The organism is Luteimonas galliterrae, assembly GCF_023374055.1.
Lineage (GTDB): Bacteria > Pseudomonadota > Gammaproteobacteria > Xanthomonadales > Xanthomonadaceae > Luteimonas_C > Luteimonas_C galliterrae.
Map to the genome: position 1 here is coordinate 720,878 of NZ_JAMBEP010000001.1, position 24,897 is coordinate 745,774.

General features: G+C 66.0%; 19 protein-coding genes and 1 pseudogene. 1 reads left to right on the plus strand and 19 read right to left on the minus strand.

Annotation, left to right across the window (positions count from 1 at the left end):
- Positions 1 to 67: 67 nt before the first annotated feature.
- The 5 genes and pseudogenes from M2650_RS03295 to M2650_RS03315 all read right to left on the minus strand — a co-directional run bounded on the left by M2650_RS03295 (position 68) and on the right by M2650_RS03315 (position 7,149).
- Entirely contained in the window at positions 68 to 2,215 is a 2,148-nt protein-coding gene (locus tag M2650_RS03295; RefSeq protein ID WP_249471132.1) for an ATP-binding protein, read from the minus strand.
- A 1-nt stretch (position 2,216) separates the two neighbouring features.
- Positions 2,217 to 3,272: pseudogene (locus tag M2650_RS03300) on the minus strand (HD-GYP domain-containing protein); the annotation flags it as partial.
- 180 nt (positions 3,273 to 3,452) lie between these two features.
- Complete coding sequence (gene lysS, locus M2650_RS03305; protein WP_249471136.1) at positions 3,453 to 4,970, minus strand: lysine--tRNA ligase; 1,518 nt, start codon at positions 4,968 to 4,970, stop codon at positions 3,453 to 3,455.
- Between the two features lie 102 nt (positions 4,971 to 5,072).
- Positions 5,073 to 6,201, minus strand: a protein-coding gene (prfB, locus tag M2650_RS03310) for a peptide chain release factor 2 (RefSeq protein ID WP_249471139.1) whose coding sequence is annotated in 2 segments (ribosomal slippage) — positions 5,073 to 6,125 and positions 6,127 to 6,201 — 1,128 coding nt in all. Because the reading frame shifts where the segments join, the coding sequence is not laid out codon by codon here.
- 51 nt (positions 6,202 to 6,252) lie between these two features.
- Positions 6,253 to 7,149, minus strand: coding sequence for a LytTR family DNA-binding domain-containing protein (locus M2650_RS03315; RefSeq protein ID WP_249471142.1), 897 nt, complete (start codon positions 7,147 to 7,149; stop codon positions 6,253 to 6,255).
- Between the two features lie 154 nt (positions 7,150 to 7,303).
- Between M2650_RS03315 and M2650_RS03320 the strand changes: the two genes are divergently transcribed.
- Entirely contained in the window at positions 7,304 to 8,494 is a 1,191-nt protein-coding gene (locus M2650_RS03320; RefSeq protein WP_249471145.1) for an acyltransferase family protein, read from the plus strand.
- A gap of 104 nt (positions 8,495 to 8,598) precedes the next feature.
- Here M2650_RS03320 and recJ read toward each other — a convergent pair whose 3' ends face one another.
- The 14 genes from recJ to grpE form a co-directional block, all read right to left on the minus strand.
- Positions 8,599 to 10,311, minus strand: a complete 1,713-nt coding sequence (recJ, locus tag M2650_RS03325; protein WP_249471147.1) for a single-stranded-DNA-specific exonuclease RecJ — start codon at positions 10,309 to 10,311, stop codon at positions 8,599 to 8,601.
- Positions 10,308 to 11,255 (minus strand): phosphoglycerate mutase, encoded by a 948-nt coding sequence (locus M2650_RS03330; protein ID WP_249471150.1) that lies wholly within the window; start codon positions 11,253 to 11,255, stop codon positions 10,308 to 10,310. The genes recJ and M2650_RS03330 overlap by 4 nt, the downstream gene beginning before the upstream one ends.
- A 14-nt stretch (positions 11,256 to 11,269) precedes the next feature.
- Entirely contained in the window at positions 11,270 to 11,854 is a 585-nt protein-coding gene (locus M2650_RS03335; protein WP_249471152.1) for a hypothetical protein, read from the minus strand.
- The gene (gene greA, locus M2650_RS03340; protein WP_249471155.1) at positions 11,851 to 12,327 is read right to left on the minus strand and encodes a transcription elongation factor GreA; all 477 of its coding nucleotides are present in this window, start codon (positions 12,325 to 12,327) and stop codon (positions 11,851 to 11,853) included. Before greA ends, M2650_RS03335 begins: the two co-directional genes overlap by 4 nt.
- A complete protein-coding gene (gene carB / locus M2650_RS03345) occupies positions 12,324 to 15,587 on the minus strand; it encodes a carbamoyl-phosphate synthase large subunit (RefSeq protein ID WP_249471158.1) in 3,264 nt (1,087 codons plus the stop codon). The genes greA and carB overlap by 4 nt, the downstream gene beginning before the upstream one ends.
- A 59-nt stretch (positions 15,588 to 15,646) precedes the next feature.
- On the minus strand, positions 15,647 to 16,387 hold the full coding sequence (locus tag M2650_RS03350; RefSeq protein WP_249471161.1) for a hypothetical protein: 741 nt from the start codon (positions 16,385 to 16,387) through the stop codon (positions 15,647 to 15,649).
- Positions 16,290 to 16,739 carry a DUF6973 domain-containing protein gene (locus M2650_RS03355; protein WP_425602526.1) on the minus strand — a complete coding sequence of 150 codons (450 nt, stop codon included), beginning with the start codon at positions 16,737 to 16,739 and terminating at the stop codon, positions 16,290 to 16,292. Before M2650_RS03355 ends, M2650_RS03350 begins: the two co-directional genes overlap by 98 nt.
- A gap of 149 nt (positions 16,740 to 16,888) precedes the next feature.
- Positions 16,889 to 18,013: a glutamine-hydrolyzing carbamoyl-phosphate synthase small subunit gene (gene carA / locus M2650_RS03360; RefSeq protein WP_249471164.1), complete on the minus strand. Its 1,125-nt coding sequence runs from the start codon at positions 18,011 to 18,013 to the stop codon at positions 16,889 to 16,891.
- Between the two features lie 247 nt (positions 18,014 to 18,260).
- Positions 18,261 to 18,968 (minus strand): 4-hydroxy-tetrahydrodipicolinate reductase, encoded by a 708-nt coding sequence (dapB, locus tag M2650_RS03365; protein ID WP_249471167.1) that lies wholly within the window; start codon positions 18,966 to 18,968, stop codon positions 18,261 to 18,263.
- 141 nt (positions 18,969 to 19,109) lie between these two features.
- Positions 19,110 to 20,414 carry a dicarboxylate/amino acid:cation symporter gene (locus M2650_RS03370; protein WP_249471170.1) on the minus strand — a complete coding sequence of 435 codons (1,305 nt, stop codon included), beginning with the start codon at positions 20,412 to 20,414 and terminating at the stop codon, positions 19,110 to 19,112.
- Between the two features lie 147 nt (positions 20,415 to 20,561).
- The gene (dnaJ, locus tag M2650_RS03375; RefSeq protein WP_249471173.1) at positions 20,562 to 21,689 is read right to left on the minus strand and encodes a molecular chaperone DnaJ; all 1,128 of its coding nucleotides are present in this window, start codon (positions 21,687 to 21,689) and stop codon (positions 20,562 to 20,564) included.
- Between the two features lie 40 nt (positions 21,690 to 21,729).
- The gene (locus tag M2650_RS03380) at positions 21,730 to 22,224 is read right to left on the minus strand and encodes a group II truncated hemoglobin (RefSeq protein ID WP_249471176.1); all 495 of its coding nucleotides are present in this window, start codon (positions 22,222 to 22,224) and stop codon (positions 21,730 to 21,732) included.
- A gap of 97 nt (positions 22,225 to 22,321) precedes the next feature.
- Positions 22,322 to 24,241, minus strand: a complete 1,920-nt coding sequence (gene dnaK / locus M2650_RS03385) for a molecular chaperone DnaK (RefSeq protein WP_249471180.1) — start codon at positions 24,239 to 24,241, stop codon at positions 22,322 to 22,324.
- A gap of 104 nt (positions 24,242 to 24,345) precedes the next feature.
- On the minus strand, positions 24,346 to 24,864 hold the full coding sequence (gene grpE / locus M2650_RS03390; protein ID WP_283254612.1) for a nucleotide exchange factor GrpE: 519 nt from the start codon (positions 24,862 to 24,864) through the stop codon (positions 24,346 to 24,348).
- Positions 24,865 to 24,897: the final 33 nt, after the last annotated feature.

Consider the following 24,897-nt stretch of genomic DNA (forward strand, 5'->3'; position numbering starts at 1 on the left):
GGCAAGGGGAACTGAAGGGAATCAGGGGGACGTCCACACCCGACGCGGGTGTGGTCAGCCCGGCCGCTCAGGAAGCGTCGGGGCCAGGCATCGAAGAGCCTGGCGTGTCTGGACTCGTGCGGGTCAAACGCACCACTTCGTTGCGGCTCTGCTCGGAAACGGCGGACAACTGCTGGGTCAGTTCGCCGACCAGCCGCGAATAGTCGCGCGCGAGCGTCTCGTCGCTGGCGCGCATGGCGTAAGAGCAGCGCTCGGCGATGAATTGCGCACCCAGGTTTTCGGCCACGCCCTTGAAGGCGTGAGCCGCTTCGCGGAAATCGCCCCAGTTCTTGGCGGCGCCGGTCTGGCCCAATTCGGCCAGGCAGCCGGCGGCGTCCTTGAGGCATTGTTCGACGAAATCTCGCAGGAACGGCTCGCCCAAGCCCATCTCCGCCAGTTCCTTCAGCACCGCCGGATTGGTGACCGGCCTGGCCGACTCGCTGACCGGGCGCACCGCCGGCGTCTTCTGCGGGCTCATCACGTCGGCGATGGTTTCCAGCAGCTTGCCGACCACCACAGGTTTGGTGAGGAAGGCCTGCGCGCCGGCTTCCTCGGCGTCGCGCGAGGCTTGCGGCGTGGCGTCGGCGCTGAGCACGATTATCGGCGTACGCTTGCTGCCGGCCTGCATGAAACGCAACTGGCGGATCACGTCCAGGCCGCTGAGCTGGGGCATGTGCATGTCGATCACGGCCAAGTCGACGTTGCCCACCTCGATCATGTCCAGCGCCTGCTCGCCGTCGTTGGCGGCCTGCACGCGATGGCCCGCGCGCTCCAGGATGCGCGTCACCACCGTGCGGTTGGCGTGCTGGTCGTCGGCGATCAGGATCCGCAGCGGCCGTACCCGCGCCTTGTGGCGGATGAAGGGGTCGTCGAAGGCGACGATGTTGCCCGGCCCCTCGTCGATCTCGCGCTGCGTTTCGCCGCGGCGTACGCGCATCGGCAGCCGCACCCAGAAATGGCTGCCGCCGCCGGGGTTGTCTTCCAGCCCGATCTCGCCTTCCAGCAGCAGCGCCAGAGTCTTGGCGATGGTGGTGCCCAGGCCGGTGCCGCCGAAACGGCGGGTCGGGCCGCTGTCGACCTGCTCGAAGGCGCCGAAGATGCGTTCCTTGGCGTCTTCGGGGATTCCGATGCCGGTGTCGCGCACCGAGAACAGCAGTTGCGCGCGGTCGCCATCGACGCTCTGGGTCTTCACCGACAGCGACACTTCGCCCTGCTCGGTGAACTTGACCGCGTTGTGCATCAGGTTGAGCAGTATCTGGTTGAGGTGCGCGCCGTCGCCGTGCAGCAGCACCGGCACGTCCTTGTCGATGCCGACCTTCAGCGTCAGCCCCTTGCCCACCGCCTGCGGCTGCAGCATCTTCTGCAGGCGCTCGATCTGGTCGGCCAGGTTGAAATCGGCGTCCTTGCGCTGCAGCTTGCCGGTCTCGATCGCGGAGATGTCGAGCACGTCGTCCACCAGCAGCAGCAAGGTCTGAGCGGAGGTGTGGATGACTTCCGCATATTCCTTCTGCTCGGGCCCGAGCTTGGTGCCGCGCATCAGTTCGGCCATGCCGATGATGCCGTTAAGCGGCGAACGGAACTCGTGGCTCATGTTGGCCAGGAAGCGCGTCTTGGCGGCATTGGCGCGCCGAGCCTCCTCGGTGACGCGCTGCAGGCTCTTGAGCAGCGACGACAGGTACCCGGGGATGGCGATCAGCCCGAACCACAGGCCACCGGCCAGGTAAGGCTGCTGGCGCCAGTAGTCGTTGGCCAGGATCACCGCCATGAACGAGAGCGAAGACAGCCCCACCGCCGAATACAGGTAGAACGTGCCGTAACGCAAGCCGTTGCCGATGGTCACCCACATGGTGATCACGTACAGCGGCGCCAACGCCTCGGCGTTGAGCGACATCAGCACGGCCAGCGTGGTGTAGTCGGCCAGCATGCCGATCCAGCGGCGCAGGTGCGACACGCCGGGATGGATCACGATGCCCGCCAGCAGGCCGAAGCCCACCAGCGTCTCCACCGCCATCACCAGCAGCATCGGCCGGACGTTGGCGTTGTCGCCGAACTGCTGCAGGCTCCACAGATAAGTCAGGATCAGCGATGCGATCGCCAAACGCACGATCGCCTGCCCATGTTCGCTGTCGGGGCGGTGCGCCAAGCGCTGCTTCAAGGCGGCGAGCGAGGCACGCATCTCAATTGAGCCCCGGTCTCCGCGTGGTGGAGAAGCGTTGGCAGATGTCCTCGAGCCGCGAGCGGTTGCGCACCAGCGCGTCGACGCAGTTGGGGTCGAACAGGCGTCCGCGCTGCGCGTAGAGATAGGCGAGCGCGGCGTCGATGCTCCACGGATCCTTGTACGGGCGCGGCGAGATCAGCGCGTCGAACACGTCGGCCACCGCCACGATCCGCGCCTCGATCGGGATCGCCTCGCCGGACAAGCCGTCCGGATAGCCGCTGCCGTCGTAGCGCTCGTGGTGGCGCAGCGCGATGACGGCGCCCATCTGGATGAAGCGGTTCTGGCTGTCGTTGAGCAGTTCGTAGCCGATCCGCGGGTGGGTGCGCATTACCGTGGTCTCGTCCTCGGTGAGCGGACCGGGCTTGAGCAGGATCGCATCGGGGATGGCGATCTTGCCCATGTCGTGCAGCGGCGCAGCCATTTCCAGTACGCGCACCTCGTCCTCGAACATGCCCAAGTGCTCGGCGATCAGCCCGGCCACGTGCGCCATGCGCTCCAGGAAGGCGCTGGTGCCGACGTCGCGATATTCGATGGCGCGGGCCAGCCGCGACAGCGTCTCGCGCTCGCGCTCCTCGACCTCGTGCATGCTCGACAGCAGCCGCTGCTCCAGCGACAGCGCGCGCTGCTTCACGTTCTCGGTCTGCTGGCGCAACTGCAGCAGGTTCTTGCAGCGCGCGCGCAGTTCGCGCGGGCGTACCGGCTTGACCAGGAAGTCGATCACGCCGGCCTCGAGCGCGGCCTGCCGCACCGGCTCGTCGCCGACGACGGTCACCAGCACGATCGGCACGTCGCGGTGCGACGGCGCGCGGCGGAAGCGGCGCGCGAATTCCAGCCCGTCCATACCGGGCATGCGGTAATCGAGCAACAGCAGGTCCGGCCGGTTGTGGTCGCACCATCTCAGCGCGGCTTCCGCATCGCCGAAATCGCTCACCGACAGCTGCGGCGTGATGTCCTCGATGATGTGCCGCAGCATGGTCCGTGCTGAGGTCTGGTCGTCGACAATGACGATGTTCACGGAGCTCCCCTGTGGCCCGTCTGCCAGCCGTCCTAGCGCAGCATTCATAATTGCCACATGTTGAGCCTGATGGGGTTCTACGGCAAGTCCTGGCCGCCAACCCCTTCGTCGGCCGGCCTAATCATTCAGCACAACGCCGAATCAGGCCGCACACGGCCGTTTTCCGGCCGCCTGTCGCCCTCAGCCGGCTTCCGGCCGCATGTAGGGGAATAGCAGCACATCGCGGATCGAGTCCGAATCGGTGAACAGCATCACCAATCGGTCGATGCCCACGCCCAGCCCGCCGGTCGGCGGCAAACCCACTTCCAGCGCGCGGATGTAGTCGGCGTCGTAGTGCATGGCTTCATCGTCGCCGCCGGCCTTGGCGTCGACCTGGGCGCGGAAACGCGCGGCCTGGTCCTCCGGATCGTTGAGTTCGGAAAAACCATTCGCAAGTTCCTTGCCACCGACGAACAGCTCGAAGCGATCGGTGATGCCCGGTTCGGTGTCCGACTCTCGCGCCAGCGGCGACACTTCGACTGGGTAATGGGTGATGAAGGTCGGCTGGACCAGACCGTGCTCGACGGTCTTCTCGAAGATTTCCAGCAGCAGCTTGCCCCAGCCGTAACCGGCCTTCACCGGGATGCGCAGCGCTTGGCAGTGCCTGGCCAGAGCGTCGCGGTCGCGACAGTCGGCCGCGCTGATCTGCGGATTGAGCTCGCGCACGGCCTCTTCCAACTTCCAGCGGCGGAAGCGCGGGCCGACATCGATCGCATGGCCTTCCCATTGCAACGCGGTGGTGCCGAGGGTCTCCGTGGCGACGTCGCGGATCATCGACTCGGTCAGGTCCATCACCTCGTCGTAGGTGGCGTAGGCCTCGTACAGCTCGAGCATCGTGAACTCGGGGTTGTGCCGGGTGCTGACGCCTTCGTTGCGGAAGTTGCGGTTGATCTCGTAGACGCGCTCGAAGCCGCCGACCACCAGCCGCTTCAGGTACAGCTCCGGCGCCACCCGCAGATACAGGTCCAGGCCGAGCGCGTTGTGATGGGTGACGAACGGCTTGGCGGTGGCGCCGCCGACGATGTAATGCATCATCGGCGTTTCCACTTCCAGGAAGCGGCGCGCGTCCAGCCAGCGGCGCATCGCGGCGATGATCTGCGAGCGCTTGACGAAGACCTCGCGCGCTTCCGGGGTCACGATCAGGTCGACATAACGCTGGCGGTAGCGCTGCTCGACGTCGCTCAGCCCGTGCCATTTGTCCGGCAGCGGCCGCAGCGACTTGGTCAGCAGGCGCAGCGTGTCGGCCTTGACCGACAGTTCGCCGGTCTTGGTGCGCATCAGCGTGCCTTCGGCGGCGACGATGTCGCCCACGTCCCAGCCCTTGAACGCGTCGTAGCGCTCGCCCAGCGTGGCCGACTGCAGGAACAGCTGGATACGGCCGGTCACGTCCTGGATCTGCGCGAACGCGGCCTTGCCCATCACCCGCTTCGCCAACAACCGGCCGGCCAGCGCGACGCGGCGGCCGAGGGCTTCGAGTTCCTCGCCTGTCCAGCGCTCGGCGTCGGCGAATTCTTCCTGCAGGTCGCCGGCGTGGTCCACGCGCCGGAAATCGTTCGGGAAGGCGATGCCCTGCCCGCGCAGCGCTTTGAGCTTGCCGCGGCGTTCGGCGATCAGGGCGTTCTCGTCGGCGGGCGTCTGCTGAGCGGTTTCGTCGGTCATGGGCTTGGCTTGGATGATCTTGTGGGAGCGGCTTTAGCCGCGAGCTTTTCGGCGGGGCAAGAGCTCGCGGCTAAAGCCGCTTCCACAAAGGATTACGGGAGATTACACGGCGTCGGAGCGTTTTGAACCGGCTTCCAGGCCCGATTTCAGGCTGGCCTCGACGAATTCGTCCAGGTCGCCGTCCAGCACCTTCTGCGTATCGGTGCGCTCGATGCCGGTGCGCAGGTCCTTGATCCGGCTCTGGTCGAGCACGTAGTTGCGGATCTGGCTGCCCCAGCCGATGTCGGACTTGGTGGCTTCCAGCGCATCGCGTTCCACGTTGCGCTTCTGGATCTCCATCTCGTACAGCTTCGCCGCCAGCATCTTCATCGCGCGGTCGCGGTTGGCGTGCTGGCTGCGTTCGGTCTGGCAGGCGACGACGATACCCGACGGCACGTGGGTGATGCGCACCGCCGATTCGGTCTTGTTGACGTGCTGGCCGCCGGCGCCGGAGGAACGGTACACGTCGGTCTTCAGGTCGGCCGGATTGATCTCGATGTCGATCTTGTCGTCCACTTCCGGCGATACGAACACCGAAGTGAACGAAGTATGGCGGCGGTTGTCCGAATCGAACGGCGACTTGCGCACCAGCCGGTGCACGCCGATCTCGGTCTTCAGCCAGCCGTAGGCGTAATCGCCTTCCACGCGGAACGTGGCCGACTTGATGCCGGCAACGTCGCCGCCGCTGACTTCCAGCAACTCGGTCTTCCAGCCGCGCGATTCCGCCCAGCGCAGGTACATGCGCAGCAGCATTTCGGCCCAGTCCTGCGCCTCGGTGCCGCCGGCGCCGGCCTGGATGTCGACGAAGGCGTTGGCCGGATCCATTTCGCCGGAAAACATGCGCTGGAACTCGAGCTTGTCGACGCGGCCGCCGTAGCGCTCGACGTCTTCGACCACGGCCTTGGCGGTCTCCTCGTCGTTCTCGCTTTCGGCCAGGTCCAGCAGTTCGCCGGCGCCGACCAGGCCCTCGCTGAGTTCGCGGATGCCGTTGACGGTCTTGTCCAGCAGCGAGCGTTCGCGGCCTAAAGCCTGGGCGCGTTCGGGCTGGTTCCAGACATCGGGGTTTTCCAGTTCGCGATTGACTTCTTCCAGACGCTCGCGCTTGGCGTCGTAGTCAAAGATACCCCCGAAGCGAATCCAGCCGGCCGCTGAGGTCGGCGATGCGCTGGCGGATGGGATTGAGTTCGATCATTTCGATTGCGTTGGGAGGCCAAACAGCCGCGAATTCTAGCAGCCGCCGGACTTAGGCGCTGGATTCGGCCCCTGCGCCCACGCGGCCGCGCAGGTCGGCGCGATAGCGGCGGCTGCACGGCAGCTGGGTGCCGTCCTTCAGATGCAGGCGGGCGTCGCCGCTATCCATGGGCTCGATCGACGCGACCTGGTCCAGGTTGACCATATAGCTGCGGTGGACCCGCGCGAAGCGGCGCGGGTCGAGTTTGGTTTCGATGCCCGCGATCGTGCTGCGCAGCGGGTAATCGTGCTGGCGCACGCGCAGGTTGACGTAGTTGCCCGAGGCTTGGATCCACTCGATATCGTTGGCGGCCACCAGGAATTCCCTGCCGAGCTTGCGGATCAGGAAGCGCTCAGGCCGTTCGACCGGCTCCATCGGCGGGCCTTCGTCGGGCACGTCGAGCAGGCTGGCCTCCCCCTGCCAGCGGCGCAAAATGAAGCGGTAGCCCTCCATGGTCAGCACGATCGAAGCGAAGGTGCGCATGTCCTTCAGGTATTCGTAGAAGAATTGCCGCCCCCAGGGACCGAAGTCGTAGTCCATGCCCTGCCAGCGGTACACCAGCACGCGAAGGGCCACCATGCCCGCCACGTGCACGGCTGAAGCGAACACGCTGGCCAACAGGTACCGGGGCAGTTGCCGCCGCCAGTTGTCCCAGTGCAGTGGGTAGCGACGGGTGAACCAGACGATGGCCGGCAACATCACCAGGAGCCATACCAGCCCACTGCTGAGTTCCCATACGGCGGGCTCCCAATCCAGGGTGGCGGATTCGCTGCGCCGGATGTCCATCAGCGTGGTGATGCTGTTGGCGATGCAGTTGACGCTGACCAGCAGCACCCAGAAGCCGATCTCGAAGGCGCGGCGCCAGGGCAGGAAACGTCGGTAGGCGGCGTCGGCGGCGGACTCAGGCATTCGCGCATTCTAGGCGAGCGCGCCGAAACCGCCGCCGGCGATCGTCCCTACCGGCCCGCGATTCGTCCCTCACCGCCCGCAACAAGTCCCCTCGCCCGCCCGCCGCGGCGTCGGAGGCGCCCAATCGTCGCCAGTCCATACATAGGAATGCGCCATGGAACGCCGCCACGATCTCGACTGGGTCCGCGTCTGTGCCTTCGGCCTGCTGGTGCTCTACCACGTGGGCATGTACTACGTGAGCTGGGATTGGCACATCAAAAGCCCCGGCGCCAGCGAGGCGCTTGAACCCTTCATGCTGCTGAGCAGCCCCTGGCGGCTGTCGCTGCTGTTCATGGTCTCGGGCGCCGCCAGCGCCTTCCTGCTGGCGAAGATGCCGAAGGGCTTCCTGGGGTCCCGTTCCTGGCGACTGCTGCTGCCGCTGATCGTCGGCATGGTGCTGATCGTGCCGCCGCAGTCGTATTACGAGGTGCTCTACTCGGGTTATCCCGGTGGTTACCACGATGGCTATCTCGCGTTCTGGGGACGCTATCTCTCAGCCGATCAGAGCTTTTGCGACAACGACGGATGCCTGCTGCTGCCGACCTGGAACCATCTCTGGTTCGTCGCCTATCTGTGGGTTTATACGGTGGTGTTGTGGGCCGTCACCCGCCTCATGCCGAATGCCTGCCGGCGCCTGGGTGAATGGCTCGGCGGTCCGCTGTCCGGCTGGGGCGCCCTGTTGTGGCCGGTGTTGTTTTTAGCCATCGCCCGTATCGCACTGGCCGCACGTTTCGAAGCCACGCACGCGCTGGTGGACGACTGGTACAACCACGCCCAGTACTTCAGCGTGTTCCTGCTGGGTTTCCTGATGGCGCGCACCCGGAGCTTCTGGGAAGCATTGCAACGGCTGCGCTGGGCGTCTGTGTTGCTGGCCGCCGCCAGCTATGGCTTCATCATCTGGCAGTTCTATGCCAGCGGCTACAGCGACGCCAGTCCGCCGCCGGAAGCGATGCGGATTTTCCGGCGCGGCATGTGGGCATTGAACCAGTGGGCCACCATCGCCGCCATCTTCGGCTTCGCGTACCGCCTCCGTCACGCCGACAATGCGGCGCTGCGCTATCTCGTGCCGGCGGTGTTCCCGGTCTACATCCTCCACCAGACCGTGATCATCCTGGCCGCCGTGCAACTGAAGCCGTTCGGCATCCGACCCTTGTTCGAGGGCCCGCTGTTGGTGGTGGTGACTTACGCTGCTTGTTTTTCAGGGTATGAAGTGATCCGCCGGGTGGATTGGCTGCGGCCGCTGTTTGGGCTTAAGCGCAAGCCGGCCGCGATCGTACTTCCCAGTGCTGCTCAATCAGCGACTTAAGCCTTGCCTTCGTGGTGCGAATTTATTCGCATGTTCTTGATTTTTCGATGAAAAGCGTGCGAATAAATTCGCACCTACAAAAAAGCAGCGGAGCAAGCCCCGCTCTACAAAGCTTCGCCGTGCTCGACGATGAGCTGGATCGCCTGCCCGCCGCGGTAGTCGTCGGGCGCGAGACGGTAGGCCAAGCGCAAACGGGGCGGCGGCGGCTGGTTATGCCAGCCGCCGAAGTGGATGGCGTTGAGGCGTAGCGTGCCGCAGGCGACTTCGAGTTTGAGGTGGCGCTCGCCGACGATTCGCCACGACAGCACATCGAATTCGCCGTCGAACAGCGGCTCCGGATACGCCTGCCCCCACGGCCCGCCGTCGCGCAGCGCTTCGGCGGTGGCACGGTTGAAGTCCGTGGCAACGAGTTCGCCGTCGCTCAGCAACACCGACTGCAATAGCGCAGCATCCAGCATGGCTTCGGCATGCGCCCGGAACGCCGACGCGAACGCCGGCAGCGCATCGAGCGACAGGGCCAGGCCCGCAGCCATGGCGTGACCGCCGAACTTTTCGATCAGGCCGGGATGCGCGGCATCGACGGCCGCAAGCGCATCGCGGATGTGGAAGCCGGGAATCGAGCGCGCAGAACCGCGCAGCAGACCGCTGCCCGGCTCGGCCGGTGCGAAGGCGACCGTCGGCCGATGCGTACGCTCCTTGAGTTTCGACGCCACCAGGCCGACCACGCCCGGATGCCATTCCGGATCGAACAGGCACAGGGCCGAAGGCAGTATCTCGTCCGAAATGCCGGCCTTGGCTAGCAGCGCTTCGGCATCGTCGACCATGTTCTGCTGCAGGCCCTGGCGTTCGGCGTTGATGCCGTGCAGGACGGTGGCGAGTTCGCGCGCTTGCCGCGCATCGTCGGTCAGCAGGCATTCGATGCCCAGCGCCATGTCTTCGAGCCTGCCGGCGGCGTTGATCCGCGGCGCCAACGCGTAGCCGATATCGGCGGCGGTCAGCCTCGGCGCCTCGCGGCCGGAAACTTCGATCAGCGCGTGCAATCCGGCGCAGCCCTGCCCCGCGCGCAGCCTGCGCAGGCCGGCGGCCACGAAGGCGCGATTGTTGGCATCCAGCGGCACCAGATCGGCGACCGTGCCGACCGCGACCAAATCGAGCAATGCGGTGAGATCGGGTTCGCAGCCCGCCAGCGCGCCCGTTACGCGCAGATGCCGCCTGAGCGCGAGCAGCACGTAGAAAATGACGCCGACCCCGGCCAGCATCTTGCTCGGGAACGCATCCCCGCGCAGGTTGGGATTGACGATGGCATCCGCCGGCGGGAGCCGATCGCCGGGAAGATGGTGGTCGGTCACCAACACCTGCCAGCCGCGTGCCATGGCAGCGGCGATGCCGGCATGGCAGGCGATGCCGTGATCGACGGTGACCAACAAGTCGGGCCGCAACGCCGCGAGTTCGTCCACCAAAGCCGGCGACAGGCCATAGCCATGCACGATCCGATTGGGAACCGCATACGACACATGCGCGGCGCCGAGCATTCGTAAGCCACGCACGCCGACTGCGCAGGCGGTGGCGCCGTCGCAGTCGAAATCGCCGACCACGACGATATGGCGGTCCCGTGCGATAGCGTCCGCGAGCAGCGCGGTGGCCTGCGCGAGACCGCCGAGCGAATCCGGCGGCAGCAAGTTCGCCAGGCGCGGCTGCGCCTGCTGCGGATCGTGCGCGCCGCGGGCTGCGTAGATGCGGCGCAGCAGCGGCGGCACGCTGTCGGGCCAGCCTTCGCCGATCTGGCATTCCCTGCGGCGGATCGTGCGCTGGATCATTCGCTCAGCCGCTGCAGCGGCCTGCGCCAGAAGCGCCAGCGATGCGCACGCTCGAGGGCGAAGCGGCGGCCGTCCTCGCAGTCCAATTGCAAGCGTTCGATATCGCCGCGGCGCAATGCGTCCAGCGCAGGTTGCAGCCAGTCGGCATCCAGGCGAGCCAGATCGCGCATTGCCGCCAGGTCGAACAGCGCGTCGCCGGCAGCGCCCGGATACCGCGCCGGCAACCTCTGTGCACCGCCGGCTGCGGAGGCCAAAGCGTGCAAGGTCGGATCGCCGGTGCACGCGGTCGGATGCGCGTCATGCGCCCGCATGCGCGCGTCCGGCAGCGTGCCCGCGCCCCAGAACCAGAGCGAATTGATCGGCGGCTTGCCTTGCGCGGCGCGTGCGGCGTTCCACGGGTGGTTATGCAGCACGATCTGGGCTTCGCTCTGAAGCACGCGCCAGCGGGAGCCGTCGGGGCCGAGGTCGGCATGTTCGAATACGTCGTCGCCCAGCGCATCGCCCGGATCGGCGAAGGCGGGAATACGGGTTTCGCGCGCCATACGCAGGTACCAACGCGAGGGCGCCGGCGCATCGAGCGCGAACCCGGCATCGCCGAACAGCGGCTTCAGGGCCGGCAGCAGCGCCTCGCTATCGGTCCGCGTCATCCCCATCGATTCGCCGTGCGCCATCAATCGCACGCCATTGATGTCCGGGCGCATGTACACCGGATCGGCACGCAACCAGGCGTCCGTACCGGCGTCGCCCGCATCGGCCTGGCGCGAGAGCGCGGCGATCGGCCAGGTGCCGGGCGGCAGACTGTAGTGCCGCAGCAGCTGGGCGCGCCTGCCGGCTTGCGTCGCCGGCGGACGATCGGCGCGCCCCAGCGCGACGGCGGTTGTCGCGGACAGGCGCTGACCGCCGAAACGTTCGGCAGCGGGCAACAGGAAGGTGGCCCGCGCCATGGGTCAGCCCATTCTCATTCGGCGATGCGCTCGTAGCCGGACAAGGCCTGGATCACGGCCTCGTTGTTCCGGTACTTGCCACGCAAGGCCGCCAGTTCTTCGTTGCTGCCGGTGCACAGCTCGCGCACGGTTTTGGCCAGATATTCGCGCCGTTCGGCGTCGTACGGTTCTTCGCCCAGAAAATGCTCGCAATCGTCGCGGCGGCTGATGAAGGCGACCACGTCTTTCGGCAACTCCGCAGCAGCAGGATCCTGGCCGTAGGCACCTTCGATCGCCAGCCGTTTCTCTTCGACCCAACCGGTGAAATCCTTGCCGGCGCGGCTGACGTACATCACCTGCACCCAGCCCTGATACGGTTTGTAGACGGTCAGAGCATCGCCCGGGATCACAAAGATTTTCTGCCTGCAGGCCGCCGACGGCGCGTTGTGGAAATGCAGCCTGCCCTTGCCCGTCACTTTGGCCTGCAGCGGCGGGCGGAAATCCGGTTCGCCATCGGCCGTGGCGGCAAGCGCGGCGCAATCGGCGCGCTCGGCCGCCGCGACGGAGCCGGCGCAGGAGAGCGCCAGGGCACACAGCAGTATTCGTAGCGATGCGTTCATGACTGGTAGCTCACTCCCACGATCTCGTACTCGCGCGTGCCGCCCGGCGCTTCGATTACGACGCTGTCGCCTTCGTGCTTGCCGATCAATGCGCGCGCCACCGGCGAGGAAATCGCGATCAGGCCGTGTTTGATGTCCGCTTCGAGGTCGCCGACGATCTGGTAGCGGCGCTCCTCGTCGGTTTCGACGTCCGCCAGCACCACGCTGGCGCCGAACACGATCTTCGACCCGGCATTGAGCGTGGCTACGTCGATCACCTGCGCATGCGACAGCTCCGATTCCAGCTGCTTGATGCGTCCTTCGATGAAGCTTTGCTGGTCGCGCGCCGCGTGGTACTCGGCGTTCTCCTTCAGATCGCCGTGCGCGCGCGCCTCGGCGATCGCGGCGATCACCGCCGGCCGCTTGACCGACTTCAGCTCTTCCAGCTCGGCGCGCAGCCGCTGCGCGCCCTGGGTGGTCAACGGCGCCCTCATGCCTTGGCCTCTTCCTGCATGTCCAGTTCCTTGTGCAATTCCTGCAGCGACCACACCGGGCCGCTGTCTCGATAGTCCAAAGAATGCAGCAAGGCCTTGGCGCCGGCAATGGTGGTCGAATAGGTCACGCGGTGCTGCAGCGCCTCGCGGCGGATCGAGAACGAGTCGGCGATGGCCTGCTTGCCCTCGGTGGTGTTGACGATATAGGCGATCTCGCCGTTCTTGATCAAGTCGACCACATGCGGGCGGCCCTCGATCACTTTGTTGATGCGCTCGCATTCGATGCCCTGGCCGTGCAGCCAGGCGGCGGTGCCGCTGGTGGCGACCAGCGTATAGCCGCGGCGGATCAGGTCCTGCGCGACCGGCAGCACGCGCGGCTTGTCCGGGTCGCGCACCGAGATGAAGGCCTTGCCCGTAGCCGGCGGCGCTTTGATGCTGGCGGCTTCCTGGGCGCGCGCGAAAGCGGCCCCGAAATGGCGGCCCACGCCCATGACTTCGCCGGTGGAACGCATTTCCGGGCCGAGGATGGGATCCACGTTCTGGAACTTGGCGAACGGGAAGATCGCTTCCTTGACCGAGTGGTAGTCCGGCACGATTTCCTGGGTGGCGCCCAGCGAAGCCAGCGACTTGCCGGCCATGCAGCGCGCCGCGATCTTGGCCAGCGGCATGCCGGTGGCCTTGGACACGAACGGCACCGTGCGCGAGGCGCGCGGATTGACTTCCAGCAGGAAGATCACGTCCTCGCCGTTTTCCCCGGCCTGCACCGCGAACTGGGTGTTCATCAGGCCGACCACGTTCAGCGCCTTGGCGAGCGCGACCACCTGTTCGCGCAGACGCGCCTGGGTTTCGGCGGACAGCGAATACGGGGGCAGCGAGCACGACGAGTCGCCGGAGTGCACACCGGCCTCTTCGATATGCTCCATCACGCCGCCGATCAGCACTGCGCCGGTGTCGTCGGCGATCACGTCGATGTCCACTTCGACCGCGTTGTCCAGGAATCGGTCGAGCAGCACCGGCGAATCGTTGGACACCCGCACCGCCTCGCGCATGTAGCGCGCCAGGTCGGCGTCGGCATGCACGACTTCCATCGCGCGGCCGCCGAGCACGTAGCTCGGGCGCACGACCAGCGGATAGCCGATCTCGCGGGCCAGCGCCAGCGCTTCCTCGGGATTTCGCGCGGTTCGGTTCGGTGGCTGCCTCAGGCCCAGCTTCTCGACCAACTGCTGGAAGCGCTCGCGGTCTTCGGCCAGGTCGATGCTGTCCGGCGAGGTGCCGATGATCGGCACGCCGTTGGCTTCCAGCGCACGGGCCAGCTTCAGCGGCGTCTGCCCGCCGTACTGCACGATCACGCCCTTGGGCTTTTCCAGCTCGACGATCTCGAGCACGTCTTCCAGCGTCAGCGGTTCGAAGTACAGGCGGTCGGAGGTGTCGTAATCGGTCGACACGGTCTCTGGGTTGCAGTTGACCATGATGGTCTCGTAGCCGTCTTCGCGCAGCGCCAGCGCGGCGTGCACGCAGCAGTAGTCGAATTCGATGCCCTGCCCGATCCGGTTCGGCCCGCCGCCCAGCACGATGATCTTGTCGCGCGCGGTGGGCTGCGCCTCGCATTCGTCCTCGTAGGTCGAATACAGATAGGCGGTGGTGGTGGCGAACTCGGCCGCGCAGGAATCCACGCGCTTGTAGACCGGCTTGATGCCGTGCGCGCGGCGCAAAGCGCGCAGCGCCTTCTCGTCGGTGCCGACCAACTGCGCCAGGCACGCATCGGAAAAGCCCATCCGCTTGAGCTTGCGCAGGCGTTTGGCATCGAGCGCATCGACGCCCGCCGCGGCGACTTCTTTCTCGGTGGCGACGATTTCTTCGATCTGGTCCAGGAACCAGGGATCGACGAAGGACAGCGCATGCACTTCCTCCACGCTCATGCCGGCGCGGAACGCGTCGCCGAGGTAGAACAGGCGCTCGGGGCCGGCTTCCTTCACTTCGCGGCGCATGGTGGCCAGGTCGTCCTCGTTAGCCAGGTTCAATCCGGTCGGATCGAGGCCGACCTTGCCCGTTTCCAGGCCGCGCAGCGCCTTCTGCAGCGATTCCTGGAAAGTGCGGCCGATCGCCATCACCTCGCCCACCGACTTCATCTGCGTGGTCAGGCGCGCGTCGGCCTGCGGGAATTTTTCGAAAGCGAAGCGCGGAATCTTGGTGACCACGTAATCGATGCTCGGCTCGAACGAGGCCGGCGTCAGGCCGCCGGTGATCTCGTTCTTCAATTCGTCGAGCGTGTAGCCGACCGCCAGCTTGGCCGCGACCTTGGCGATCGGGAAGCCGGTCGCCTTCGACGCAAGCGCGGACGAGCGCGACACGCGCGGGTTCATTTCGATGACGACCACGCGGCCGGTCTGCGCGTTGATGCCGAACTGCACGTTGCTGCCGCCGGTGTCGACGCCGATCTTGCGCAGCACGGCGATGCTGGCGTCGCGCAGGCGCTGGTATTCCTTGTCGGTCAAGGTCTGCGCGGGGGCGACGGTGATCGAGTCGCCGGTATGCACGCCCATCGGATCGAGGTTTTCGATCGAGCAGACGATGATGCAGTTGTCCGCGGCGTCGCGGACCACTTCCATCTCGAATTCCTTCCAGCCCAGCACCGATTCTTCCACCAGCACTTCGTGCACCGGCGACAGCTCCAGGCCGCGCTTGACGATGTCCTCGAATTCCTCGCGGTTGTAGGCGATGCCGCCGCCGCTGCCGCCCAGGGTGAAGCTGGGGCGGATGATGGTGGGATAGCCGACGCGGGTCTGGATGTCGACCGCCTGCTCGAAGCTGCGCGCGACTTCGGCCTTGGGGCATTCCAGGCCGATCTCGGCCATCGCCACGCGGAACAGCTCGCGGTCCTCGGCCATGCGGATCGCGTCGCGCGAGGCGCCGATCAGCTCGACGCCGTATTTCTCGAGCACGCCGTTGTCGGCCAGGTCCAGCGCGCAGTTCAGCGCGGTCTGTCCGCCCATGGTGGGCAGCAGCGCATCGGGCTTTTCCTTGGCGATGATCTTTTCGACCGTCTTCCAGTTGATCGGCTCGATGTAGACCGCATCGGCCATTTCCGGATCGGTCATGATCGTGGCCGGATTGCTGTTGACCAGCACCACGCGGTAGCCCTCGTCGCGCAGCGCCTTGCAGGCTTGCGCGCCTGAGTAGTCGAACTCGCAGGCCTGGCCGATGACGATCGGGCCTGCGCCGATGATGAGTACGGTTTTTATGTCGCTGCGTTTTGGCATGACGTTCCTCTACAGAATATGGGCCGGCGGCGCGGTGCGCCCGCTGCGGCTGGGGTTCTTCAACTTTCGTTCCATTCGTCGATGCCGCACTTGCGCGCGGCGTCCTGACCGAATGCGACAGGCTTTTCCAAATCCGGGAAATCCTTCTTCAGCACGCCGGCGGCCGGGCTTTCCATGAAGGCGGCCACATCGGCGCGTTCGGCCGCCGTCATGCCGGAAACCGTGCCGAACGGATTCGGCGCCGTGCCGCCGTTGATCATCGCGTCCACGCCCGCGCGCATCGCGCCGGTAAGCTTGGCGCCGCCCGGCGTGCCGGCGAAGCGCAACCATGCAGCGACCGTCTCGCTGTCCTCGAACAGGTCGCCGAAAGCCTCGCTCAGTTTGCCTTCCACCTCCGGCTGCAGCGCGTCGAGCAGACAATCCTGCTGCGCGGCGTCGTAACGCTTCAACTCCGGCTGACTGTCGAAACTGGCCCGGACCACCTTGCGGGTGACGTCGGGCGTGAAGCCGAGCAAGCTCTTTATCTGGGAGATTTCGATGTCGGTGGGCGTTTGCGCGTGCGCCGGCTGCATGAACCACAAAAGCGATGCTGCAACGAACGCAGATACTGCGGCCGACCGTTTTATCTCGAAGCCCTTCGCTGAGGAACCTGCGCGGCTAACCGAGACGGCTTCGATGTCGGGGCGCTCTCGCATATCGCTCTCAATACAAACGGTTCTGCCACCGCTCGGGCGGCAGCCAAGTGATCGTGTTCTCGCCGGCAGCGCGGATGCCGCCGGCCTGCACGGCAGCCAGCACATGGGCTTGCATCGCGCTCCAACTCTCGGCCTGCGCGCCGATCGCCGCGCCGATGCGGTTGTTGTGGGCGTCCATGGCACGGCTTTCGTTGCCGGCGCCACCGCGTTCCATCACCGCGGTGACCCAGTCGACCCAGCGCGGCGTCGCGGTGTAGGCGACGGTGGCGCTGGCCAACGCATGGCGATAGGCGTCGGCGGGCCCGTTGCGCCCGCCCGGCAGGTCTGCGGCGAACCATTGCGCGTAGACGGTGGCGAAGACGAAGATCGGATAAGCCGCCAGCAGTGCACAGATAACAGCGAGGCGGCGAAACCATCGTTTCCTCGTGCCGTCATTCCCGCGAAGGCGGGAATCCAGCGGCTTTCGTGACGAGGCCGCGGAATGTCCGAAGAGCGAAGTCACTGGATGACCAGCCGTTCGGCTGTTGAAAGCCCCGCCTTCGCGGGAATGACGGCTGAAAGCGAAGAGCTTCGCCTTTGCAGTCATCCAGTGGCGAAAACCTTGTTTCACCTGCCGCTATCCATTGCCTGGATGAACCGATCGAACAACGGCGCCACATCGTGCGGACCCGGCGACGCTTCCGGATGTCCTTGGAAACTGAACGCCGGCGCATCCGTCAAGGCGATGCCCTGGTTGCTGCCGTCGAACAGCGAGCGATGCGTGACGCGCGCATTGGCCGGCAACGTCGATTCGTCAACCGCGAAGCCGTGGTTCTGCGAAGTGATCATCACCCGGCCGGTGTCCAGGTCGATGACCGGATGGTTGGCGCCGTGGTGGCCGAATTTCATCTTCAGCGTCTTCGCACCGACCGCGAGGCCGAGCAGCTGGTGGCCCAGGCAGATGCCGTAAGTCGGAATCTTCCTGGATACGAATTCACGGATCGCGGCGATCGCGTAATCGCAGGGCTCGGGATCGCCCGGGCCGTTGGACAAAAACACGCCATCGGGCTTCAGCGCGAGCACGTCCGCCGCGGAGGTCTGCGCCGGCACTACGGTGACGTCGCAACCGCGCTCTGCGAGCATGCGCAGAATGTTGCGCTTCACGCCAAAGTCGTAGGCCACCACTTTGTATTTCGCTTCCGCACGGGCGAACCGGTTGCTGTCCAGGTCCAACTGGCCGTCGCGCCATGGATAGGCGGCGCGGACGCTGACTTCCTTGGCCAGATCCATGCCCTTCAGGCCGGGGAACTTTCGGGCGGCCTCGACCGCTTTCTCCGCATCGATCTCGCCAGCCATCAGCGCCCCGTTCTGCGCGCCGCGGTCGCGCAACAGACGCGTCAGCTTGCGGGTGTCGATATCGGCGATGGCGACGATGCCGCGCGCCAGCAGCCATTCCGGCAGCGATACCTGGCTGCGCCAGCTGCTGGGCCGGCGCGGCACGTCGCGCACGATCAAGCCGGCGGCCCAGGCCTGCGCGGCTTCGTCGTCCTGGCCGGTGCAGCCGGTGTTGCCGATGTGCGGATAGGTCAGCGTGACGATCTGCCGGGCATAGGACGGATCGGTCAGGATTTCCTGGTAGCCGGTCATGGCGGTGTTGAACACCACCTCGCCGACCGAAAGGCCGGGCGCGCCTACGGAAACGCCCTCGAAGACCGTTCCGTCTTCAAGCGCAAGGATTGCGGGCTGGGTCACGTGCTTCGCCTACGTCGGATTGCAAGAAACCGCCGAAGCGGCGGGAACCGGTCCGGAGGCAGGGGTGTCAGGCGAGCGAGAATGATACCGGGCCGGGGCTAAGGACGCCAGCGCGAATCTGCTTTTCGTAAGAGCGGCTTCAGCCGCGAGCTTCTCGGGTGGCATCAGGCCTCAAAGCAGGCACTGGATACGCCCCTGCTGTGGTCAAGAGCTCGCGGCTGAAGCCGCTCTTACGAAAAGCCGCTATTCAGAGCAGATCGCGTAGCCGGTAAACGCCAGGAGCACGGCCTGAAAGCCGCCCGGCGGCATGCAGCGCGCCGCGGGCGAAGATATCGCGGTTGGTGGCGCGATGGACCAATTCGATCCGCTCGCCGATGCCGGCGAACTGGATCAGATGCTCGCCGACGATGTCCCCAGCACGCAGGCTGGCGTAACGCGCCAGGGCGCCGCCCTGCCCCGCGGCTTCGCCCAGTGCCAGCGCAGTGCCCGAAGGTGCATCTTTCTTGCCCGCGTGGTGCGCTTCGACGATATCGCAGTCCCAGCCGGGCAAGGCCGCGGCGGCGCGTTCGACCAGCTCGCTCAGCACCGCCACGCCCAGGCTGAAGTTCGCCGCCCAGAGCACCGGGATCCGGGCCGAGGCTTCGGCGATGGCCGCACGCTGGGCCTCGCTTAAGCCGGTAGTGCCGGATACCAGCGCCGCGCCGCGTTCGGCGCACAGGGCCAGGATCGGGTCGAAGGCTTCGGCCAGGCTGAAATCGACGGCCGCATCGAACGCCGGCACGCCCGCAAGCTCGTTGCTGGCGAATTGCGGTACGCCGTCGATCACGCGCTGGCCGACCTTGCGCGATACGGCGCCCACGACAGTGCAATTCCCGCCTTCCGCGCACAGCCGCAGCAGGGCCTGGCCCATGCGGCCGGAGGCGCCGTGGATCAGCAGTTTCGCCGTTTCGGTCATGCGCTCAGGCTAGCCGCAGCGCCCCACCGTCCACAAGAGCCGCGTGCTCTTCGTAAGAGCGGCTTCAGCCGCGAGCCTTCTCACTGCAAATCGCGGTACGGGAAAAAAGCTCGCGGCTGAAGCCGCTCTTACGAAAAGCAGTCAATCGCCCTGGTCGGGATCGCGCAGCACCGGCGCGCTTTCCGGCTGCGGGCCGGCCGCGAACGCGGCGCGCATCTTGGCGTCGTCGCGCAGGCCTTCCCACTTGGCGATCACCATCGTCGCCACGCCGTTGCCGATGAAGTTGGTGATGGCCCGCGCCTCGGACATGAAACGGTCCACGCCCAGGATCAGCGCCACGCCTTCCACGGGCACCTTGCCGCCGAGCGCGGCCAGCGTCGCGGCCAGCGTCACGAAGCCCGAACCGGTGACGCCGGCCGCGCCCTTCGATGTCAGCAGAAGCACCGCCAACAAGGTGAGCTCCTCGCCCAGGCTCAGGTCGACGCCGACGGCCTGGGCGATGAATATCGCCGCCATCGTCAGGTAGATGCAGGTGCCGTCGAGATTGAAGGAATAGCCGGTAGGCACGACCAGGCCGACCGCGGCACGGTCGCAGCCGGCTTCTTCCAGCCGGTTGATCAGGCGCGGCAGCGCCGATTCCGAAGACGAAGTGCCCAGCACCAGCAAGAGCTCGCCGCGGATGTGCTTGAGGAAGCGCCAAAGCGAAAAACCCGAGATCCGCGCCACCGCGCCCAGCACCACGAACACGAACGCGAAACAGGTGATGTAGACCGCGAACAGCAGCCAGCCCAGCGACGCCAGCGACCCCAGGCCGAACTTGCCGATGGTGAACGCCATCGCCCCGAACGCGCCGATCGGCGCCAACCGCATGATCATGCCGACGATGCCGAACACCACGTGCGACAGGTCCTCGCACAGTTCGAGCACCCGCTGTCCTGCGCCGCCCATCCGGGTCAGCGCGACGCCGGTCAGCAGGGCCACCAGCAACACCTGCAGCAATTTGCCTTCGGTGAAGGCCGAGAGGAAATCGTGCGGGATGATGTCCAGCAGGAAAGGGACCGTGCCCTGTTCGTGTGCGGCCTTCTGGTATTGGGCGATGCCGGACGCGTCGATCTGCGCCGGATCGATATTCATGCCGGCGCCCGGCTTCAGCACATTGGCCACGACCAGGCCGATCACCAGCGCCAGCGTCGTCAACACTTCGAAATAGATGAGCGCCTTCAGCCCGATCTTGCCGACGTGGCGCAAGTCGCCGATCTTGGCGATGCCGGCGACGATGGTGAGGAAGATCACCGGCGCGATGATCATCTTGACCAGCTTGATGAAGCCGTCGCCGAGCGGCTTCATCTTGGCGCCGAGCTCGGGGTGGAAGTGCCCCACCAGTACGCCGATCGCGATCGCGATCAGCACCTGGATGTACAGGTTCTTCCACCAGCCCTTGGCCATGCCGCCCTCCCAGACGAACCGGCCGAGCCTAGCACGCACTGCTTTTCGTGGGAGCGGCCTTTGTGGGAGCGGCTTTAGCCGCGAGCTCTTCCAGGTCTCGAAGAGCTCGCGGCTAAAGTCGCTCCCACAAGAGCGACAACAAAGCCGCTAGGACGTCATGCGGTCCCAGAAACCCTTGACGCCGTCGATGAAAGTGCTGGACCGCGGCGAATGGCGGCGCGCGCCCTCGCCGATGAAGGTCGCTTCGAACTGCTCCAGCAAAGTCCGCTGCTCGGCGGTCAGGTTGACCGGCGTCTCGACCACGGCGCGGCAGTACAAATCGCCCGGCGCGCGGCTGCGCACCGACTTGACGCCCTTGTCGCGCAGGCGGAACACCTTGCCGGTCTGGGTTTCGGCCGGTATGCGGATTTCGGCCTCGCCGTCGAGGGTGGGTACGCGCACCGTGTCGCCGAGCGCGGCCTGCGAGATGCGGATCGGCACTTCGCAATGCAGGTCGTCGCCGTCGCGGGTGAAGATTTCGTGCTCGCGCACGCGGATCTCGACATAGAGATCGCCCGGCGGGCTGCCGGGCGGGCCGGCTTCGCCTTCGCCGGACAGGCGGATGCGATCGCCGTTGTCCACGCCGGCGGGAATCTTCACCGACAACACTTTTTCCTGCTCGACGCGGCCGTTGCCGTGGCACTCCGCGCATGGATTTCTGATGGTCTTGCCGCGGCCGTTGCAATGCGGGCACGGCTGCTGCATCGAAAAGATGCCGCGCTGCATCCGCACCTGGCCATGGCCGCGGCAGGTATGGCAGGTCTCCAGCTTGCCGTCTTCGGAACCGGTGCCGTTGCAATGCCCGCAGGCGGCGAGCGTGGGGATTTCGATGCGCCTTTCGAGGCCGGCGACGGCTTCTTCCAGGTCGAGCTCCATCACATAGCCGATATCGGCGCCGCGGCGCGGACCGCGCGCGGCACCGCCGCCGAAAATGTTGCCGAAAATGTCGCCGAAGATATCGCCGACGTCGCCGAAGCCCGCCGGGCCGCTGTTGCCGCCGCCCATGCCGTGCTCGAAAGCGGCGTGGCCGTGCGCGTCGTACATGCGGCGCTTGCCGCCATCGGACAGCACTTCGTAGGCTTCCTTGCATTCCTTGAACGAGGCTTCGGATTCCTTGTCGCCGGGATTGCGGTCCGGATGGTATTTCATCGCGCAGCGCCGATAGGCCTTCTTCAGCTCCTCGTCGGTCGCCGTGCGCGCCACGCCCAGTACTTCGTAGTAATCCCGCTTGCTCATGTATTGGTTTTCTTGGAATGCATGAATTCGCCGGCGTCGCTCATGGCGCGACGTACGGCCCTTTGGTTTCGCCCCAACCCCATTGCGGCATTGGCTGTTCTTCGGCGACTTCCGCGCCCGGCTGCGAGTTGATCACGGCCAGGCGGGTACCCCATTCGATATACGCCACGAAGGACGAACGGAATTCCGGATCGTCCGGCAGGCCGATTTCGTCGGCGGCATCGATCAGCAACTGCACCCAACGGCGGCGCTGCGCTTCCTGCAGATGGCGGCCCAGATGGTGCCTGATCATCTCCGCGTGCCCGCCGTGGCTTTCCGAATATGCCTTCGGGCCGCCGAACACTTCGGCGAGGAAACGCGCGACGTGCCGCGGGTGTTCCGGATCCATTTTCGCGAACACCGGCTGCAGCAACGGATCGGCGTTGACCTTGCCGTAAAACGCTTCGGTCAGCGTTTCCAATGCGGCCATCCCGCCTGCCCAGTCATACGGGCTGGACGGTGCGGCGGATGCAGGTTCCTGGACTTCAGTGGTCATTGCGCGATCCGTTTGCATACCGTCGGAGCGGAGCTTCAAAAGAAACGGGAGCACGCAGCGAACCACGTCTCCCGTCTCTCGATTCCCGTACCCGGGCTTACTTTTTCTCGTCGTCCCTGACCTCGGTGAACTCGGCGTCGACGACGTCGTCGTTCTTCGAGGCGGACGCGCCGGCATCGCTCTCGGCACCCGGCTGCTGCGCGGCGGCAGCGGCGGCGTACAGCGACTGTCCGGCTTCTTCCAACGCTTTCGACTTGGCCTCGATCTGGGCTTTGTCGTCGCCCTTCATCGCGGTTTCCAGGTCCGCCAGCGCGGCTTCGGTCTTGCCGATGATCTCGCCGCCGACCTTGTCGCCGTGCTCCTTGATGGCGCTGCGGGTGGCATGGATCAGCGCATCGGCCTGATTGCGCGCGTTGACCAGCTCGTGGAACTTCTTGTCTTCCTCGCGATGCGCTTCGGCATCGCTGACCATGCGCTGGATTTCCTCATCCGACAGGCCCGAACCAGCCTTGATCTCGACCTTCTGCTCCTTGCCGGTCTTCTTGTCCTTGGCGTGCACGTGCAGGATGCCGTTGGCGTCGATGTCGAACGACACTTCCACCTGCGGCATGCCGCGCGGCGACGGCTCGATGCCGGACAAGTCGAACTTGGCCAGCGACTTGTTGAAACGAGCCTGATCGCGCTCGCCCTGCAGCACATGCACCGTCACCGCGGACTGGTTGTCCTCGGCGGTGGAGAAGGTCTGCGAGGCCTTGGTCGGGATGGTGGTGTTCTTCTCGATGATCTTGGTGAATACGCCGCCCAGCGTCTCGATGCCCAGCGACAACGGGGTCACGTCGAGCAGCAGCACGTCCTTGACGTCGCCGGCCAGCACGCCGCCCTGGATCGCGGCGCCCAGGGCCACGGCCTCGTCGGGGTTGACGTCCTTGCGCGGTTCCTTGCCGAAGAAGTCGGCCACGGCCTGCTGCACTTTCGGCATGCGGGTCTGGCCGCCGACCAGGATCACTTCGCCGATTTCGCTGGCGCGCAGGCCTGCGTCGTTCAGCGCGATGCGGCACGGTTCGATGGTCTTCTTGATCAGGTCCTCGACCAGGGCTTCGAGCTTGGCGCGCGTGAGCTTCAGGTTGAGGTGCTTGGGACCGGAAGCGTCGGCGGTCACGTACGGCAGGTTCACTTCGGTCTGCTGCGAGCTGGAGAGCTCGATCTTGGCGCGCTCGGCCGCATCCTTCAGGCGCTGCAACGCCAACGGATCCTTGCGCAGGTCGATGCCCTGCTCTTTCTGGAATTCGTCGACCAGGTAGTCGATGACGCGCTTGTCGAAATCTTCGCCGCCCAGGAAGGTGTCGCCGTTGGTAGCCAGCACTTCGAACTGCTTTTCGCCGTCGACGTTGGCGATTTCGATGATCGACACGTCGAAGGTGCCGCCGCCCAGGTCGTAGACGACGATCTTGCGGTCGCCGCCGGCCTTGTCCAGGCCATAGGCCAGCGCAGCCGCGGTCGGCTCGTTGATGATGCGCTTGACGTCCAGGCCGGCGATCTTGCCGGCGTCCTTGGTGGCCTGGCGCTGGCTGTCGTTGAAGTAGGCCGGCACCGTGATCACCGCTTCGGTGACCGTCTCGCCCAGGTAGGCCTCGGCGGTCTTCTTCATCTTTTCGAGGATGCGCGCGGACACTTCCTGCGCGGACAGCTTCTTGCCGTCGCTGGTCGCGACCCAGGCGTCGCCGTTGTCGTGCTCGACGATCGCGTACGGGACCAGGTCGCGGTCCTTCTTCACTTCCGCATCGTTGAACTTGCGGCCGATCAGGCGCTTGACGGCGTAGAAGGTGTTCTTGGGATTGGTGACGGCCTGGCGCTTGGCGGAAGCGCCCACCAACACCTCGCCGTCCTTGCTGTAGGCGACGATCGAAGGCGTGGTGCGGTCGCCCTCCGAATTTTCGATGACGCGGGCCTTGCCGCCCTCCATGATCGCCACGCACGAATTGGTCGTGCCGAGATCGATGCCGATGATCTTGCCCATGGTATTGCTCCCTCTCTCGAATCTGAATGTTGGGGACGGCCGTTGCCGTCGATGTCCGTAATCTGGGGCCTGGGGCCGCCGGTTCAAGCGTTCGCCTACATCGTCTAGTCGTGCTTGGCGACAACCACCATGGCCGGCCGCAGCAAGCGCTCGTTCAACAGGTAACCCTTCTGGAAGGTCTGGGCGACCGCGCCCGGGGGCACGCCCTGCGCGTCGACCACGCTCGCGGCCTGGTGCCGGTCCGGGTCGAAACTGTCGCCGGGCATCGGCGCCACTTCGACCAGGCCATTGGCCTCGGCGACCTTGTGCAGCTGGCGCAGGGTCAGCTCCACGCCGGCACGCAGCGGGTCGTTTTGCGGGGCGGTGACCAGCGCCGCTTCCAGGCTGTCGAACACCGGCAGCAGATCGGCCAGCAGGCGCTCGTTGGCGAATTTGCGGGCCAGCTCGACGTCGCGCGCCAGGCGCTTGCGCTGGTTGTCCAGGTCGGCGCGCTCGCGCAGCGATTCGGCGCGCAGTTGTTCCAGGTCGCCTTTCAGAGTCTCGATCAAGCCGTACAGGGGGTGGTCGGCGTCCAGGGCCGCTTCTGCGGCCGCATCGTCGGGTCGTTGTTCGGTTGCGGTCATGTCCAGGTTCCGGGCGGTCGTCCTGCCGCCCTA